General features: G+C 35.0%; 22 protein-coding genes. All 22 read right to left on the bottom strand.

Going from position 1 to position 14,821, the window contains the following annotated elements; translation table 11 throughout:
• Positions 1-47: 47 nt before the first annotated feature.
• The 22 genes from CER22_RS05075 to CER22_RS04965 all read right to left on the bottom strand — a co-directional run bounded on the left by CER22_RS05075 (position 48) and on the right by CER22_RS04965 (position 14,820).
• Positions 48-308, bottom strand: a complete 261-nt coding sequence (locus CER22_RS05075; protein ID WP_088608331.1) for a head-tail connector protein — start codon at positions 306-308, stop codon at positions 48-50.
• A 1-nt stretch (position 309) separates the two neighbouring features.
• Positions 310-1,659 (bottom strand): phage major capsid protein, encoded by a 1,350-nt coding sequence (locus tag CER22_RS05070; RefSeq protein ID WP_088608330.1) that lies wholly within the window; start codon positions 1,657-1,659, stop codon positions 310-312.
• A gap of 1 nt (position 1,660) precedes the next feature.
• Positions 1,661-2,239, bottom strand: coding sequence for an HK97 family phage prohead protease (locus CER22_RS05065; RefSeq protein WP_088608329.1), 579 nt, complete (start codon positions 2,237-2,239; stop codon positions 1,661-1,663).
• Positions 2,208-3,413 carry a phage portal protein gene (locus CER22_RS05060; protein ID WP_088608328.1) on the bottom strand — a complete coding sequence of 402 codons (1,206 nt, stop codon included), beginning with the start codon at positions 3,411-3,413 and terminating at the stop codon, positions 2,208-2,210. Before CER22_RS05060 ends, CER22_RS05065 begins: the two co-directional genes overlap by 32 nt.
• Positions 3,414-3,517: 104 nt before the next feature.
• A complete protein-coding gene (locus CER22_RS05055; RefSeq protein ID WP_088608327.1) occupies positions 3,518-5,242 on the bottom strand; it encodes a terminase large subunit in 1,725 nt (574 codons plus the stop codon).
• Complete coding sequence (locus tag CER22_RS05050) at positions 5,239-5,673, bottom strand: P27 family phage terminase small subunit (RefSeq protein ID WP_088608326.1); 435 nt, start codon at positions 5,671-5,673, stop codon at positions 5,239-5,241. Before CER22_RS05050 ends, CER22_RS05055 begins: the two co-directional genes overlap by 4 nt.
• Before the next feature lie 119 nt (positions 5,674-5,792).
• Positions 5,793-6,158, bottom strand: coding sequence for an HNH endonuclease (locus tag CER22_RS05045; RefSeq protein ID WP_088608325.1), 366 nt, complete (start codon positions 6,156-6,158; stop codon positions 5,793-5,795).
• Complete coding sequence (locus CER22_RS05040) at positions 6,155-6,436, bottom strand: hypothetical protein (RefSeq protein ID WP_088608324.1); 282 nt, start codon at positions 6,434-6,436, stop codon at positions 6,155-6,157. The genes CER22_RS05045 and CER22_RS05040 overlap by 4 nt, the downstream gene beginning before the upstream one ends.
• Complete coding sequence (locus CER22_RS05035) at positions 6,433-6,654, bottom strand: hypothetical protein (protein WP_088608323.1); 222 nt, start codon at positions 6,652-6,654, stop codon at positions 6,433-6,435. The genes CER22_RS05040 and CER22_RS05035 overlap by 4 nt, the downstream gene beginning before the upstream one ends.
• A 129-nt stretch (positions 6,655-6,783) precedes the next feature.
• Positions 6,784-7,179 carry a DUF1492 domain-containing protein gene (locus CER22_RS05030; protein ID WP_088608322.1) on the bottom strand — a complete coding sequence of 132 codons (396 nt, stop codon included), beginning with the start codon at positions 7,177-7,179 and terminating at the stop codon, positions 6,784-6,786.
• Positions 7,180-7,216: 37 nt separating this feature from the next.
• Complete coding sequence (locus CER22_RS05025) at positions 7,217-7,339, bottom strand: DUF3983 domain-containing protein (RefSeq protein ID WP_088608339.1); 123 nt, start codon at positions 7,337-7,339, stop codon at positions 7,217-7,219.
• Positions 7,340-7,897: 558 nt separating this feature from the next.
• Positions 7,898-8,116 carry a DUF3797 domain-containing protein gene (locus CER22_RS05015; protein WP_088608321.1) on the bottom strand — a complete coding sequence of 73 codons (219 nt, stop codon included), beginning with the start codon at positions 8,114-8,116 and terminating at the stop codon, positions 7,898-7,900.
• 37 nt (positions 8,117-8,153) lie between these two features.
• On the bottom strand, positions 8,154-9,134 hold the full coding sequence (locus tag CER22_RS05010) for a DNA-methyltransferase (RefSeq protein ID WP_088608320.1): 981 nt from the start codon (positions 9,132-9,134) through the stop codon (positions 8,154-8,156).
• A 36-nt stretch (positions 9,135-9,170) separates the two neighbouring features.
• The gene (locus CER22_RS05005; RefSeq protein WP_088608319.1) at positions 9,171-9,359 is read right to left on the bottom strand and encodes a hypothetical protein; all 189 of its coding nucleotides are present in this window, start codon (positions 9,357-9,359) and stop codon (positions 9,171-9,173) included.
• Positions 9,360-9,428: 69 nt separating this feature from the next.
• Positions 9,429-9,866, bottom strand: a complete 438-nt coding sequence (locus CER22_RS05000; RefSeq protein ID WP_088608318.1) for a hypothetical protein — start codon at positions 9,864-9,866, stop codon at positions 9,429-9,431.
• Positions 9,867-9,916: 50 nt separating this feature from the next.
• Complete coding sequence (locus CER22_RS04995) at positions 9,917-10,189, bottom strand: hypothetical protein (protein ID WP_088608317.1); 273 nt, start codon at positions 10,187-10,189, stop codon at positions 9,917-9,919.
• A 1-nt stretch (position 10,190) separates the two neighbouring features.
• Positions 10,191-10,730: an ERCC4 domain-containing protein gene (locus tag CER22_RS04990; protein WP_088608316.1), complete on the bottom strand. Its 540-nt coding sequence runs from the start codon at positions 10,728-10,730 to the stop codon at positions 10,191-10,193.
• A complete protein-coding gene (locus tag CER22_RS04985) occupies positions 10,727-10,987 on the bottom strand; it encodes a hypothetical protein (RefSeq protein WP_088608315.1) in 261 nt (86 codons plus the stop codon). The genes CER22_RS04990 and CER22_RS04985 overlap by 4 nt, the downstream gene beginning before the upstream one ends.
• A gap of 2 nt (positions 10,988-10,989) precedes the next feature.
• Positions 10,990-11,418, bottom strand: a complete 429-nt coding sequence (locus CER22_RS04980; RefSeq protein ID WP_088608314.1) for a hypothetical protein — start codon at positions 11,416-11,418, stop codon at positions 10,990-10,992.
• Between the two features lie 266 nt (positions 11,419-11,684).
• A complete protein-coding gene (locus CER22_RS04975) occupies positions 11,685-14,039 on the bottom strand; it encodes a phage/plasmid primase, P4 family (RefSeq protein ID WP_088608313.1) in 2,355 nt (784 codons plus the stop codon).
• A gap of 17 nt (positions 14,040-14,056) precedes the next feature.
• Positions 14,057-14,269, bottom strand: coding sequence for a hypothetical protein (locus CER22_RS04970; RefSeq protein ID WP_088608312.1), 213 nt, complete (start codon positions 14,267-14,269; stop codon positions 14,057-14,059).
• 77 nt (positions 14,270-14,346) lie between these two features.
• Positions 14,347-14,820 (bottom strand): DUF669 domain-containing protein, encoded by a 474-nt coding sequence (locus CER22_RS04965; protein WP_088608311.1) that lies wholly within the window; start codon positions 14,818-14,820, stop codon positions 14,347-14,349.
• Between the last annotated feature and the right edge of the window lies 1 nt (position 14,821).

Raw genomic sequence — 14,821 nt, 5'->3', positions numbered from 1 at the left:
GATCAATGGTCTCCCCTAATTTAAGTAGCTCACCCATCCATTTGAGTTTATTCGTCTGTCTCTTCGTCATCATAAACCTCCTGGATAAATAACGGTGTTAAAGCATCAAGTGCTTGTTCTAATTCTTTTTCAGCGACCCTGTAATCATAGAAAATACCGGCGACCATAATAATTAAATACTCGGTTTGTTTGCCTGTCGCATTCTTTACATAAGTCTTTGCTTGAGTGATATAAAAAGAGAGCATGGTTTCGTCCATACCCTCTTCCCAATGTATATGAGATTTTAATTTCTCAATTAATTCATCCATATTAAGCCCCAGTTGTTGCTTTAACTTCATAACGATAAACTGTTGGTTCAAATGGTGAATAGATTAGTTGTGCATCAAGTAATGAATACAACTTAAACCCTACTCGGTTTGTATTAGTAAATAGTTCTCTTAATACTTCTAATTCTAGTGAACCAGTAACATCTTGAATTTTAAACGAAGAGAAGTCGCCAAAATAGAAAATAGGTGTATCTTCTTGTCCTTCTTTACTGATTTCTTCCTCTTCTTCCACAAGGTATCCTAATAACTTGTAATCACAACCATCTTGAGCCTGCTCTAAAGGTTTTAATAATGGGAAACCATCTTTAGTTTTCATCTTCTCAATTTTTGTAATTGCTGCTGTATTAAGTACCCAGCGGGCTTTTTTACGAACAACTTTTGGCACACTATTTTTCATTGAAACAAGTTGATCATATAATTCAACATCCTCTGCTGTTGGTTTATACTCTACTGCTTTTTTAGCTAGTGCCCCTGGATTGACATTATCAGTTTCATCACCATGAACCATATAACGAACTTCTTTACGAACATAAGCTTTCTTTAATTCATCCATGACAATTTGTTCAATTGGTAAACCTGATTGTTTTAATAATTTTTTCGTTACAGTTGCTAATGCATCAAATTCTGTAGGTTCAAGGTATACTTCATCGAATTCGATGTCTGTTTCAGGGATTGGATTTGAACCTGTACGTTCTTTCTTATGACCTTGCGCTGTAGCCTTCTTAACTAAAATTGGATATTTCATATTACCAGTTGTTTTTACACCTTGGCCAAGTCGACGCAAGAAGTTTTCTTCTTGAGCATAAGTAATAATTTCACTAGCAATGACTTCTGGAACTGTAACTGAGCCATTACCTGCTTCAATACCTAATGCACGTGCTTCCATTTCTGAAATGTTACCAACAACAAAGTTAGCAAATGCTGAACGAATTTCTTTTTCCTTCGCTTTAGTTGATTTTGCATTACGAGTAGATAATGCCGATTTAATAGCTGCCATTGCTGCTTGACGTTGTTCCGGACTTACACCGCCATTACCTGCTAGATTTCCAGACCTTCCTTCTCCACCTTCTCCAGATCCAGATGAGCCTTCATCTCCAGAAGAACCACCTTCATCGCCTTCTCCAGAACCCTCACCTTCGTCACCTTCACCACCATCGTCAATGTTTGCCAATTCATCAGCAACATCTTGTAATTGCTTATTAATTTCATCAATCTCTTCTTGAATAGCTGTTAAATCTTCAGCACGTAATTCTGGATTTTCAATTTGTGTACGTAATTCTGTCAATCTTTCGTTATTTCTTTTTTGTAATGCTAATAATAATTGTTTATTCATTTTAGTTTTCCCCCAGGATTTGATTTATTTGTTTAATCATTTTCATTCGTTGTTCTACTTCTTTACCAATCTCTTTACCACGAACTAATGATGCTTCAGTATCGTCATAAGCTGGTATTGAAACAACCGATATTTCATAAAGTTCTACTTCTTTAATAGTCCTTAATGCTGGTTCAACACTGTAATCCCAATTCTCTTCTGTTATCCAAAAACCAAATGAGCATTGGTTAATATCGCCCCTGGACATACTTTCTGCTAAATCTCGACCAACTGATGTATTAGGTAATTCAATTTCGAATTTCAGACCTTTTTCATCCTCTTCTAGTCTCAATGTACCGCTTTTTGTTCTACCCAAGACATTATCCCAGTTGTGATTGAATAACGCTCTAATATCACCATTCTCAGAAAGAGAACGAGCAAATGCACCAGGTTCAATAACTTCATCAAACCATCCACCAATAGTTGTCTTTGAATTAAACACAGCTGCATAACCCGTTATCTTGGAAGGTTGTTCTTCCGTAGCATCTCTGGTACTTAATTTGGTGATGTCAAATGTCCGTGTTTCCTTTGTCTTTGCCATTTCCATCACCTCCCTTCAATGAATCATCTGTAGCTTGTTTCTCACCAATTTTTGATAAATCATTTGAAATATAAATCGCTTGTGATTCAGGTGTATTTTGCATAGGGAATCCAAGCATATCAGCAACATTATCAGGTGATGTAATACCAGTTCTAACAATGTTGTAAGCAATGTTTGTTTTCATGCTATAAGTAACGAAATCAAGGATATTAATCTTGAATTTAATACGTTTGTCCGAATTTTTGCCGAAAAAAAGAAGACTCAAATGGTCTTCAAAATTTTTCATTATTGGTCTAACTGCCTTGTTATGCAAATACATCATTGCTTGCTCAAGGTCTTCCTTAATCAAAGCTGTATATGTATCCACATTTACACCCAAGAACTTACCTAAATCCTTTTTATATACATTTAGATATGCTAGGGTCTTTTCATCGTCTAGCGGGCTTTTAAGCGTCTCTATTGAATATCCTTTTCCGAGTGGAATCATTTTAACTGACCTTGCATCATCGATGGATTCCAATTGATCTAAAATCTTTTTAATTAATTTGGACTGTGCACCATTCTGTGGATTAATATGAGCATCTAACTTAAGTAAAAATGCTAGTAAACCACCTTTTTTATACTTGTCAGTTAAAGTTTTCTCAGCTGACATAACACCTTCAAGCGTATCCTTACCTAAATCAAGAATACCTTTACCTTTTAGATGATCGGCACCAATATTCTTCACATGTCGAACCATAAATGATGGAATTTCTTCTCCATTTACTTTAAAATGCTCTACCAATCTATCATCTAATTCCGTATAAACATTAGACGCTAAATGTAATTGGTCACCATCCAATACAGGGAAGGTTTCACCTTGAAGTAAATAGGTGTTAGTCATTAATTTAATGAATTCAGATTGTGTAAGATAATTGTTTGGATTTCGCAATACTTTAAGAGCAAAATCATTTTTAATCTCCTTACCATCTTTGTCTTCCACAACAATCTCAGCCAACATCATTTGATTACTTATATCTTGTAGTAATTCATAAACATCACTTGATTCCAAGATATTATCATCACCTGCATATCTACCACCATAACGAACAACATTGTTGAAGATGCCTTCAAACAAGCCGCGTTTTTCTGCTTGTTTAATTAAAAAATTTGAAAACCTATCCCTTAAACCCAATTTCTCACCGCCTTTCAATTAACGAACGTTAAAAGGATCCTAAGCAAGTTTTTGTTCGTATTCTAATTCTATTTTTTATTTGGCCAAAACTTTATAGTTCGTGTTTATCTATAAATATCATCTAAATATTCATCATACTCTCCATCAGGAATAGCATCTTCCATCATATTCAACGTTTCTTTATGGCCAATTAACATGGCTACAAAACCATCGATATGCTCCGGTGACTTACGTTTGGATGGTGTTTTTAAATTATTAATATTTGTGATTATTTTTGCGTTGCTTGCACAATAAATTAACAATTGATTATCAGTTTTAATTCGGTCCTGGAGCAATAAGATTTCAAAATCATCAAATGGCTCATTCATATGAGTTGGATACTGTGGAACTTCTATACATTGAATCCCAAGCATTTCCCACTTTTCAACAAGTTTTTCAGCAAGCGCTGGATCATAATTGATTTGCCGTAAGTCAAAATGTTCGAATACCCACTCCACATATTCATTTACCATTTCTTCATCAACTGTTTTACCAGGACAAATTGTAACGAATCCTTTTTTAGCTAATTCCCGATATGGTACATTTCTTTGCTGCTCTTTATCTTCAATTCCAAACTCCGGGATAAAATACATTTGTTTTACTTTTAGCAATGAAATACCATCATCGTTGAATGTTGGTATATTTATCGATACGCAAGTTAAATCGGTACGCCTTGATAAATCCACACCAATAACACAAGTCAGCCCTTCAACATCTCCCAAATGATCCACAAGCATTTTATCCAGTTGGTCTTTATCAAAATATGTTTCTGCATAGTTAACGAAAACATCCAAATGCTTTGATAAGAACTCGGCCTTATTGAAACTATTGTTTTGAGCTTCTTTAAAGGCATTTTCAAGAAACTCCATGTTAACTGATACATCCATGTTCGGATTAACCATTCGCCAAACATCACGGTCTTCCCAATCAAACTTTTTATTCGGCTCATAGATCATCATGAACCAAGAATCATCTTTGTCCTTATCCAAAACTTCTTTTGCATAGGTATAAATTTGAGTTCCAAGCGAGCCGGTATTCTTCCCTGCTGTGGAAGTGATGATGTTGAGTGGTTCTTCTTGGGCAATTTGCGCTGAACGTAAGTTATCGTATTGTTCACGGTCCATTTGAGCATGAACTTCATCAAAATAATTAATATACGGGTTTTTACCTTCATTACCAGCGTTATCTTTTGTAAGAACCTTGATTACATTTGCATATTTAATATCGTCTTCCACAAATGTATACTTAACTGATTTAATCGTGTCTTCTTTGCCTTTATAAATACGTGTATCTGGACGTAAATCAGGACTATTTTCAATCGTTAATGCAATTGGTCCAGCTGCATTTTGACATTGTTCAAATGTATTAGCGGAAATATAACAATCAGCGCCTTTTACACCTTCTCCGTACATCGCATAAATGACTGGTGAACCGCCCATGATTGTTTTTCCGTTTTTCTTTGGAACTTGCAAATAAGCCGTACGAATTACTCGCACCGCTTTACCATCTTCATTATATTTTTGCCAACCATAAATGTTAGCAAAGTAAAACTTTTGCCATGACTCCAAAATTAATGGCTGTCCTGCCCATTTTCCTTTTGCATGTTTCAAGAATGTTTCTGTGAAATAAATCATTGCATTCGCTTTTTCAACATCGAACCAAATATCTTTTCGTTTCTTCCATTTCTTATATCGTTTGATTGCTAATTTAATAGAATCGGGATATAAGTGCGGGGCTGCATCTACTTCAGAAACGAATGTATCTGCATAATTTGTTTCAAAATCAATCATCGGCTTTTCATCTTCCTAAATTGCAATAATTTGTTGTTATCAGTAGGCTCCGTGGATTCTTTCTCCGCTTTTCCTTTTTCGAGAAGAACACCACTTTTTTTAATTAAATCTTTGTTCTTTCCGTCCAGTCCCAATTGCCCCAAATACTTTGCTTTTTGTTTGGACCAGACTTCTACTTGTTGAGCCAGTGGATGCTTTGATTCTTTCACATCACCGTTTACATTCTTTGTTTTTTGGACAGTCGGAAAGTTTAAATTCTTCCAAAGGCCATATTTGACGGTGTATATCTCAACTGCATCAAGATAAACTTCAATCAATGGATCAAGCGCCGGTGAGTAAGTTCCGGCTTCAACCAAAACATCCATAATACGCTGCGCTTCGATTTCTTTTTTCTTTTCAGCTTCAATTACGACCTTCGATTTTCTGGCCATTCCTTAAATCACCACCTAAAAAAACGAATTTTTTTCAAAAAACCATTTTGAGGTGCGCGTTTGCACCCCCACTCCCTATCCCCCCAGACAGGCAAAGTCAACTTTTTTGATAGGGGGGCTTATAATTTCCAATCAAACTTTTTCTTCTTTTCATATTTTGCAATTGTTTCTCTTTCTACAATTGGATGACATTTAGAACAAAGTGTCATGATATTAGTTGCTTCTAACTTCAATGAAGGATTGATTTTAATTGGTACTATATGATGATGATGTGCTCTCTTACCAAAGACAAACCTTCCACATCGCTGACATAATCCTTTGTCTCGTTCATAACAGAACGCCTTTAAAGCTTCCCATGGTTTTGTACGATAGAATGATTTGTTCTTTGAATAGACAACTGTCTTCTTTTGTTTACGCCTATGATTTAAACAGTATCGTCCTTTATCGATTAATGTCTTGCAGCCTTGCTCAGCACAGTACTTCATGATAGTAATTCAATGATGTCTTCTTTCTTTTTAACATCAGCTGGAATCTCAACGTTAATCGATGCAGCATAATCGTGTAATTGCTTCACTGTCATACCATTTAAATTAACTACTGTCTTATCAGGTTCACTTGATAAATCCATTCCTAAGATCATACTCTCAGGATTAACAGTTACTTCGAATCCTGGTTCTTCACCTGTAGGAACAAATAGACTCTTCTTCTGTTTATTATCCCAATACTCTGTACCTGATATTGTTTTTCTAATTTCAGTAATCATTTTGTTTCACTCTCCTTTTTCTTATGAAACCAATTAGCAATGTTAAAAGTTAATAACACTGGCCATATTACAGTTAAGATACAAATTGTAATTAAACCCGATACTACTGTGATGTCCGCATTCTCTTTATCTTTTTCTACTTCTTTCCTTAAATGAGAATGAAGATCTAATGTAGCATAAACCATACCGAATATTAGATAAGCTAATAACCACAACATTGTCATTCACCACCTATGTAATTTTCGCATAATAAAAAGAGCAACCATGCATCAGTTGCCCTTTCGTCAATTTCTTATGTTATTACTATAATTCATATTTTCAAGAGTTAACATTCATAAAACTGGGTGTCAGTAAAGTGCAAGTTCTTCAGCGAACTTTATTCTTCTTATTATCTCGGCATGTTTCTTATAGATATAACTAGAACTGTAATTCATATCCTCAGCTATTTCTTCTAACGTCATTCCGTCCACATACTTCATTTTTAATATTCGATTGTCCAAACCCCTAAACTTACTAATTAAGATTTTCAATTTATACATATCATTCATCTTATGTGCTAATTCATATTCAATCGCTTCAATACGTTCTTCTACCTTTGCACCTTCCGATTCAGCAGTTAAACGCACTTCCCGCAAATCACCACTGACCCAGCGTTTTAATTCAGCTTTTGTTTTATCTAAGTTGTAATCTAAGTATGCGATTCGTTCTTCTAATTTCTGATAGTCTTTCAGCCAGTCAAACAAATGATGATTCACCTACTTCCTTTGGAGCTTCCACAATTCATTTCACAATACCAGCTTGTACAAAGATGTTTCTCCAAGCATTCTTGGCTCTATGCTTATCAATGGCTTTCGCACGACGAGCAAGATACTTCTTTAATTTCTTTTTCTTATGATTACTCATATCACTCACTCTCCTTCTATGTTTAATCCGTTGTCTTCTATATGAATTAATACGTTGATATTTTTTTACCGCTCGTACTATTTCTCTTATATGATCAAAAAGGGTTTTTACAATTTTAACAGTGCACTCCCAAAATTGTTTCATCATGTTATTGAATTCTTCCATTTCTGGACTGTCCATGATTTCTTGAATCATTTCCCTTTTCTTGTCCTCATCTGGTTCATATAATGCCAATATCATTTTCTCTTCCAAATAACCAAACATTTTCACACCTCATTTCTACTTAAAAACTACAAATCTCATAAAACACGTTTATTTGCCTTTCTAAGACGTTTTACCGTCCACATGACCAAATGTATTAAGAAAGAAGAACAACTTGGTTTTTTCTTAATTTAAAAAGCCATTTTTTCAGCAGATTGAAATTTAATAATGCTTTTCGATTAATATTCACATTCCGGCAAATGAATTAGATATTCTTCTTCATCTTCAAAACACTCTAAGCATTTTTTACAGTGATACATATGACCCACCTACCTTTCTATTCAAATAACGCTTTGGTTACAAGTTATTTAATGCTTCATCTATCACTTGCTTAATTTTCTTTTTACTTACTCCGTTGTTAACATCGTATTCGAAATTAAACCCACACTTACAAGTACGTTTGACTATATTTTCATCAACTTCTAATGTACCCTCACCATTGCCAACGAATTGATTACTACAATTCGGACAGTCGTTAATAAGTGGCGATATTCTCAAGAAATCCATTGCGTTCATTTTTCATCTTCCTCCTTCTACCAAATAACTATTTTGTTTAAAAATGATTTATTAATTCCAACTGAACATTGCTTAGTAATCTATCAGATATCTCTATATAACCAGGATTCAATTCAATACCAATAAAATTTCTATTATGCTTTGCAGCGACACGACCAACTGTTCCTGAACCGAAGAATGGATCCATAACAATTCCTTCAGCTGGCGCCCCAGCTAATATACACGGTTCAATTAATGCTTCCGGAAATGTAGCAAAGTGTGCTTCTTTTAATGGTTTTGTTGATACTGTCCAAACCGACCTTTTATTTCTCTTATCGCGAATTGCTCTAAATGCTTCATGGCCATATTTACCGTTAAAAGAACCTTTCTCTTTGTTTGCTCTTTTCGCTCTTTGTGGCGGGCCAAATGCACCTTCCGAACCTCGAACGTCTTGTTGGCCATAAACTGCTGGCTCTTTAATACTTTCGTGATCGTAATAGTATTTAGGTGACTTACTTAATAAGAAAATATATTCATGTGACTTGGTAGGTCTATCCCTTACACTCTCTGGCATTGCATTTGGCTTGTTCCAAACAATATCTTGTCTTAAATACCAACCATCTTGCTGTAATGCGAAAGCTACTCGCCAAGGTAAACCAATCAAATCCTTTGGTTTTAATCCATCTACTGATTTTGTGACTGAAACAATTCCAGTAACTTGTCCAACACTTTGAAAATGATTGTTACCTGGATTTCCTTTCCCATCTGCATTTCTTCCACGTCCACTTCCAGCGTATGCATCACCAAGATTTAGCCAGAGTGTTCCGTCATCCCTTAATACACGCTTTACTTCTCTAAATACAGATACAAGATTCGATACATACTCTTCTACCGTTTCCTCTAATCCAATCTGGCCATATACCCCGTAATCACGTAATCCCCAATATGGAGGACTCGTGACCACGGTACTCACAAAATTATCCGGAAAAGTTTTTAGTACGTCTAAACAATGTCCTGGATAAACTTTATTTAGCTCCATTCCTTTCCTCCCCTTTCCGACCAAATAACGCTTTTGTTAAATTTCTAGTAATGATTCAAGAAAACTGATTTCCATTTCCTTTGAGATAATGCTCCCTCTTATCCTGCCTAATGAACTATAACCGTGCTTTGTCAGTTCTTTAGTTTCATAAGCGTCCTCACGTTCTTCTAGTTCCTTTATTTTTCTATCAAGATATTGGATTCTTGCTTTTATTTTATCTTCCATAAGCGACTCTCCCTTTTTAATAAAATTCAAATTGTATTAATATCCTGAGCCAAAGCCCAGGACATTTATTTATTCAGCAACTTTTTCATCATCAATAATCTTTAATTGACCAGGAGCAACTTCCGTTGTTCCATCCGGATTAACTTTGTAATCTACACCTTCATGCGGTTCTTCATAGAATTCATCAATCGACATTTGAGAAGGTTCAAGAATGATAGAAACATTTTCACCAGCGAACGGATAAAGTTTGTTAATTTTATCTTTCGTATCACCTTTTACATTAAATTTAAGAACTGTTTTCTTGCTATCACGTTGAATAGAAACGAATTCCGCACCAATCGGTTCAACATCACTTTTCTCCACAGTTAGATGAACAATGGTACCTGGCATTTTTAATAATTCATCAGCATGTGGTAATTCATCACTTAATACATGGAACATTAAAACTTCCTTTTTATCGTCCTTTTGCATTTTCTTGAATAATACGTTCAATTTTACGTTTGTCATGGTTCAGGCTCCTTTTGTATTAGATTGATATTAGGACTAAAGTTTTCCTGTTATTTCTGTACGTTTCTAGCCTTAGAAAGTCTTTCAGCCGCTTTTTGTCTTTGCTCTTCTGTCAAAACTCGTAAATTCTTCATTGTTACTTGTTTTTCTTGAAGAACACCTTTAACAGCTGTTGGTCTTCCACCCTCTTCTTCTAAGGTTTGTAGTTCACATAAATTAGCTAGTTTTCGAATGTGTTTAGGAACAGTAGAGTAAACGTTCCACTCTCCTGTGCTATAGTCAAAAACCAATGTAGTTTCTTGTTCTTCACGAGAATATGCCATATTAAAAAGCTCCTGTTTTAAGATAATGTTTTGCTTGATAATAAAAGTGATAATATATCCAGTTACCGCTGTACTTATTATCTAAATACACAATTTCAAAGCCGTACTTCGCTTTAAATGTATTAAGTCTTCCAAGTAATGCTAACGGATTGTATTTCGAACGATACTGACCTTTTAACATTTTTTCATAGCCTTTAGGGTCTTCCACAATTAGAGTGAATGGAATGTCTTTCGAACGAATCAACTCATTTTCAAACGCTGTTTGAGTATCTTTTTGTAAGTTCCCTGTGATCTCATCCATGTGGGCTTTTCGTTCTACTCGGCTATCTAAATAGATATCACGAGGTATTCCTAACTCTTCACTTTTCGGAATCATACACCCATAATCGCCAGTATCTAATTTTTGAAGCTTTACTGGTATATCCTTTTGATGTAAGTAATCACGAATATGATCATTTACGTTTTCACGAGTATCAATCACGATTGTGAGTGTTTTAAGGATTTTATCTATTTCCTTATCTGTGTAATGGAAACGAATCATTTTGATTCCTCCAGTAACTCTGGGTTTTCATACGCTTGGAAGGAGACTTCTACTTCACCAGTTTTATAATTAACTTGTATACCAGCATTTTCCCTACTCAAATGTTCTATATCGTCGTAAAGTAAATGCTCTCCACAATACGGACACTTTTCCTTTCTGTAATCAAAACCGTACCCATGATTCCCATTTTCAAAAAACGTTTTCCCGCATAATTTATGTTTAATCTTATCCACTATCAATGTTTGTAGCCTTCTCATCTTCATGCTCCTTTCTTTGCATATAAAACCGCACGTTCATATATCTTTCTTGCCATTGCATTTGATTCATCATTTTCAAATTGACGATGATCGTCATAAACATCTATCCAACCGTTATTAGCAAGGACAATCGTCCAATCATAAAACAGCTGCAACGAATCTTCTTCATCAAGTAACCACTTATGTAATTTCTCGTTATGCTGCCATCCGCAAAAGTGATGAAATATCTTCATTAACGTGATTTTTTCCGAACTTTCATCTTTCCAAGATTTAAACCATTCATAAATAGCTTGATAGTTTTGTTCGGCAGCTTGCATAATTTCCGTTGGAATTAAATTTTGCTCTTTTATCGCAACTTGATTATCTTTTTCATCAAGATAGATATTTGCACCTGATTTCCAAATCGCACTTAAAATTAATAAAACCTGCAAATCTATCACCTCTGTTATCAAAAGTTACTTAGAAGTGTTACTAAAAAACACCGAAAATTAGCATGTGTTACTTTTTAGTAACCCACTTGAGCCTTAGAGCCCCAAGGGATTAAAGCACTTAGGTTACTAATGTTACCTATTTTGAGCATTAAGCCCCCTAATAGAATACTTATATATATATTATTTTTTTGTTTATATATATTTTTAGTAACAAAAGTAACAAAAAGAATATAAAAAGTACCTTTAGCCCTTATGTACCAAGGGTTTTAAGACATTTTAAATGGGTTACTTTTAGTAACACTTTTGCTATTTTCGTCGAAATTCAGTAACTTTTGCTGCTTAAAAGTATTTTTTCGGTCTGTTAAAGTAACACCTTTGATGTAATACTTATTTTTACTACCACGTTCTCTTTTGAATCCTTGGGATTCTAAAATTCGGTAAAATGCTCTATTTTTTAATTGATGCTCACCATTTCTAAAACACCAATTGGAATAAACTTCATATAATTCTTTTGCCTCAATTTGAACATCTTCTCTTTTGAAACAACATTCAAACATAAACGGGCCAAGTATATCCATTTCTTCTTTATAATCACCGGTTGCCTTCATTACAGTTGCTGGGTCATTCAGCCCCGATTTCTGCCACTTCAAGCAACCCTCAATCGCCCAATTTAGAATACCTGGCATTTCCAAGCTAATTTTTTCTGGTAATTTTTTATCACGTTTCTCTTTTGGTAGCTGCAGGTTAAACGGCACTAAACGGATACGTCTCCAAATACCTTCATCTACACCTTTAATTACTGGCTTATGGTTTGTAGTAAAGAACACTTTAAATTCTGGTATGAACTCAAAATACTCTTGTCTAAGGAAACGCGCCAATACTGGCTCTCCGCCTGTTATTTGCTTTACAAAAGCTTCTGAGAGTTGTTCCCCCTCTTCACTTTCAATTGCAGATACAAAGCGTGCTCCTACTAATCTAGCGATATCGTTATTGGCTCCAGTTTCTTTCTTCTTAATGAAAGTATCTGATTTAGCTTGTTTACCATATTCGCCTAAAAGGTCCTTAATTGTATTAATAAAGGTCGATTTTCCGTTGGAACCTCCACCAATTAGGAAGACCATTATTTGTTCTGTAATTTCTCCAGTGAGGGAATAACCGATTAATCGCTGCATGTATTCAGTTAGTTCCTTATCCCCTTGGAAAATTTGATCTAAGAAATTAAGCCATTCAGGACATTTTGCATTTTCATCAAACGCGATATTAGTGATTTTGGTTAATCCAAGTTCCCGATCATGTTGCTGCATCTTCCCTGTTTTTAAATCAACAATGCCGTTTTCAACATTGAATAAATATTTATACTTATCAAAGTCCTCACGCTCACCTGGAACCAATGGCATAAGATCCTTAATGCTATTCATTCGGATATTTCTTCTTTCGCACATTCGGGCCCATTTTGTTTCTAATTCATCTTCAGATTTATAAAGACTTCTAAGAACTTTTGCTGTAATTCTTTCAATCTCTTTTTTCGTGTCTAGCTTCCAACGTTTTCCGTCCCATATGTACCAACCGATGTCGCTAACATATTTAATTACATGGCCATATTCATATGCGATACGTTCAGCGTTTCCAAGTTCCGTTAAACGGAATTTCTTTTTCGGCTTGTCTTCCACAACTTCCGCAGCATCTTCATTCATGAAATCAAAAGAAAATTCTTCGAATTGCTGTTTGTTATCTAAAATAGTTGTGGAAGTAGAAGAAATGGCCGTTGCTATCGTTCTTTCACCGTATGTTTCGTTTGTATCACTAAAATGGATAACATCCCATTTATCACGTATAAGGCTTGATTCACGGAACATTGAATCCATTCGAATTGCTGAATTACCTGTCCAGAAAGCTAGGTGATTACATAAAGCAAGATCACTCGCTGAATGGTCCTCATTAACTAGGCTGCCATTGTATAATGAGCGAATTTCATCGCCATTCTTACTGCGGAACATTCTGTCCCATAAAGCTTCATTTGAAATTTTAATTTCATCTTTTTCAAACTCAGCTAAATTCACTCGACCTTGAATATCGCTATCATCAAAATATTTTTCGAATACTTCAGCCAGTTCATCCGTTCGCTCATATACATCATTGGAATTCTCACGATTTCCAGTAAAGGTAAAGAAGCGGCCGTATGAGTAAATTTCTAATCCATGCTTTGTATTCTTCCGTCCAGTACCTAAAACAGATTGTGGAAGGTTCCCTTTGATGATGATGTGAATTCCATTTCCTGACGGTGAAAACTCTGTATAGCTATCTAATGTATCGATAATTTCTGTTGAGAATGCATTTGTTTTTCCGTCCACAACACACTTATCAATATCAATTCCGATGTAATTGTCTTGCCTACTAAATACAAATCCTATCCCGTCATAGTTACCTTCTAAATAGAATTTGACCGCCGTCGCAAATGTTGACCAGGTACGTCTATTATTTGCTTGGGCCATTTCACCAGTTACCTGACACGGAACTTTAGTCTGCTTACCATTTCGTGTTTCGAACTTCCACAAAATCCATTGAGGAAGGGCCTTTAATTCAGCAGGGATTTCATTAAAATTGTATGGATTCTTTTTCATTTCGCCCTCCAAAGTTACTATTCAATAGGTTTATATAAATGAGGTACAATATATGGTTCTTTACCGTCTTCACTATCTTGTACTAACATTGACATTTCTTTAATGCGATGGTGTTTAGGTATTTCATTAACTAGAACTTCGTACCCATTTAATTCTTCAGAAACTTTAATGGTTTCATGCGTATAGTATTTTCCACTCTTTTTAAAGTAAGTAACGTTTACTGTTTTCATTTCAATTCCCCTCATTTCACTGATTTTGGGTATAAAAAAGAGAAGTCGACAAAACCGACCTCTCTATTAAGTTTTATTTAGAATGGTAAATCATCATCGCCAACAGTAATTGGTGGTCCACTTGGTTGAGGCGGAGTTACATTTGATGGTGCCACAAATTTGACTTTAGCAAATGTTTTACCATCCTTATTTGTTTCATGTTTGACATAAGTTAAAACCGTTTTACCTACAATCTCACGGACAACAACATTTAAATCTAAATTCTGTTTACCTTTGTATCCGCAAGCTTTCAAGAATGAGTTACGTTTCTTTTCAGTATCCTCTTTGTAATCCTCAATGTTCGTAGTTAGATATAGAGTGTTATATAGGATTTTTGCTCCTTGATGTTTTTGTTCAATATCTGAACGAATTTCTACATCAAATCCAATAGAGTATTGACCTTTCCATTCGTTTGCTTCAGCAGTGATAATTGTAACTTCATATTTCCCTTCCTCTACCAGACCAAATCCTTGTGATACATTTTCTTCATCGAAATTAATTTTGAAACTCATT

Origin of the sequence: Bacillus sp. K2I17 (assembly GCF_002209985.1) — a bacterium.
Lineage (GTDB): Bacteria > Bacillota > Bacilli > Bacillales > Bacillaceae_G > Bacillus_A > Bacillus_A wiedmannii.
The sequence above is the reverse complement of the archived record's forward strand: the minus strand, read 5'-3'. Positions and strand labels throughout refer to the sequence as shown.

Coding starts and splice junctions, on each gene's coding strand:
- CER22_RS05040 (WP_088608324.1), bottom strand. CDS start 6,436: ATGATTACTGAAATTAGAAAAACAATATCAGGTACAGAGTATTGGGAT.
- CER22_RS04985 (WP_088608315.1), bottom strand. CDS start 10,987: ATGAGAAGGCTACAAACATTGATAGTGGATAAGATTAAACATAAATTA.
- CER22_RS05025 (WP_088608339.1), bottom strand. CDS start 7,339: ATGAGTAATCATAAGAAAAAGAAATTAAAGAAGTATCTTGCTCGTCGT.
- CER22_RS05010 (WP_088608320.1), bottom strand. CDS start 9,134: ATGGAGCTAAATAAAGTTTATCCAGGACATTGTTTAGACGTACTAAAA.
- CER22_RS05045 (WP_088608325.1), bottom strand. CDS start 6,158: ATGAAGTACTGTGCTGAGCAAGGCTGCAAGACATTAATCGATAAAGGA.
- CER22_RS05055 (WP_088608327.1), bottom strand. CDS start 5,242: ATGATTGATTTTGAAACAAATTATGCAGATACATTCGTTTCTGAAGTA.
- CER22_RS04970 (WP_088608312.1), bottom strand. CDS start 14,269: ATGAAAACAGTAAACGTTACTTACTTTAAAAAGAGTGGAAAATACTAT.
- CER22_RS05035 (WP_088608323.1), bottom strand. CDS start 6,654: ATGTTGTGGTTATTAGCTTATCTAATATTCGGTATGGTTTATGCTACA.
- CER22_RS04975 (WP_088608313.1), bottom strand. CDS start 14,039: ATGAAAAAGAATCCATACAATTTTAATGAAATCCCTGCTGAATTAAAG.
- CER22_RS04990 (WP_088608316.1), bottom strand. CDS start 10,730: ATGATTCGTTTCCATTACACAGATAAGGAAATAGATAAAATCCTTAAA.
- CER22_RS05050 (WP_088608326.1), bottom strand. CDS start 5,673: ATGGCCAGAAAATCGAAGGTCGTAATTGAAGCTGAAAAGAAAAAAGAA.
- CER22_RS05070 (WP_088608330.1), bottom strand. CDS start 1,659: ATGAATAAACAATTATTATTAGCATTACAAAAAAGAAATAACGAAAGA.
- CER22_RS04995 (WP_088608317.1), bottom strand. CDS start 10,189: ATGGCATATTCTCGTGAAGAACAAGAAACTACATTGGTTTTTGACTAT.
- CER22_RS05065 (WP_088608329.1), bottom strand. CDS start 2,239: ATGGCAAAGACAAAGGAAACACGGACATTTGACATCACCAAATTAAGT.
- CER22_RS05015 (WP_088608321.1), bottom strand. CDS start 8,116: ATGAACGCAATGGATTTCTTGAGAATATCGCCACTTATTAACGACTGT.
- CER22_RS05005 (WP_088608319.1), bottom strand. CDS start 9,359: ATGGAAGATAAAATAAAAGCAAGAATCCAATATCTTGATAGAAAAATA.
- CER22_RS05075 (WP_088608331.1), bottom strand. CDS start 308: ATGGATGAATTAATTGAGAAATTAAAATCTCATATACATTGGGAAGAG.
- CER22_RS05000 (WP_088608318.1), bottom strand. CDS start 9,866: ATGACAAACGTAAAATTGAACGTATTATTCAAGAAAATGCAAAAGGAC.
- CER22_RS04965 (WP_088608311.1), bottom strand. CDS start 14,820: ATGAGTTTCAAAATTAATTTCGATGAAGAAAATGTATCACAAGGATTT.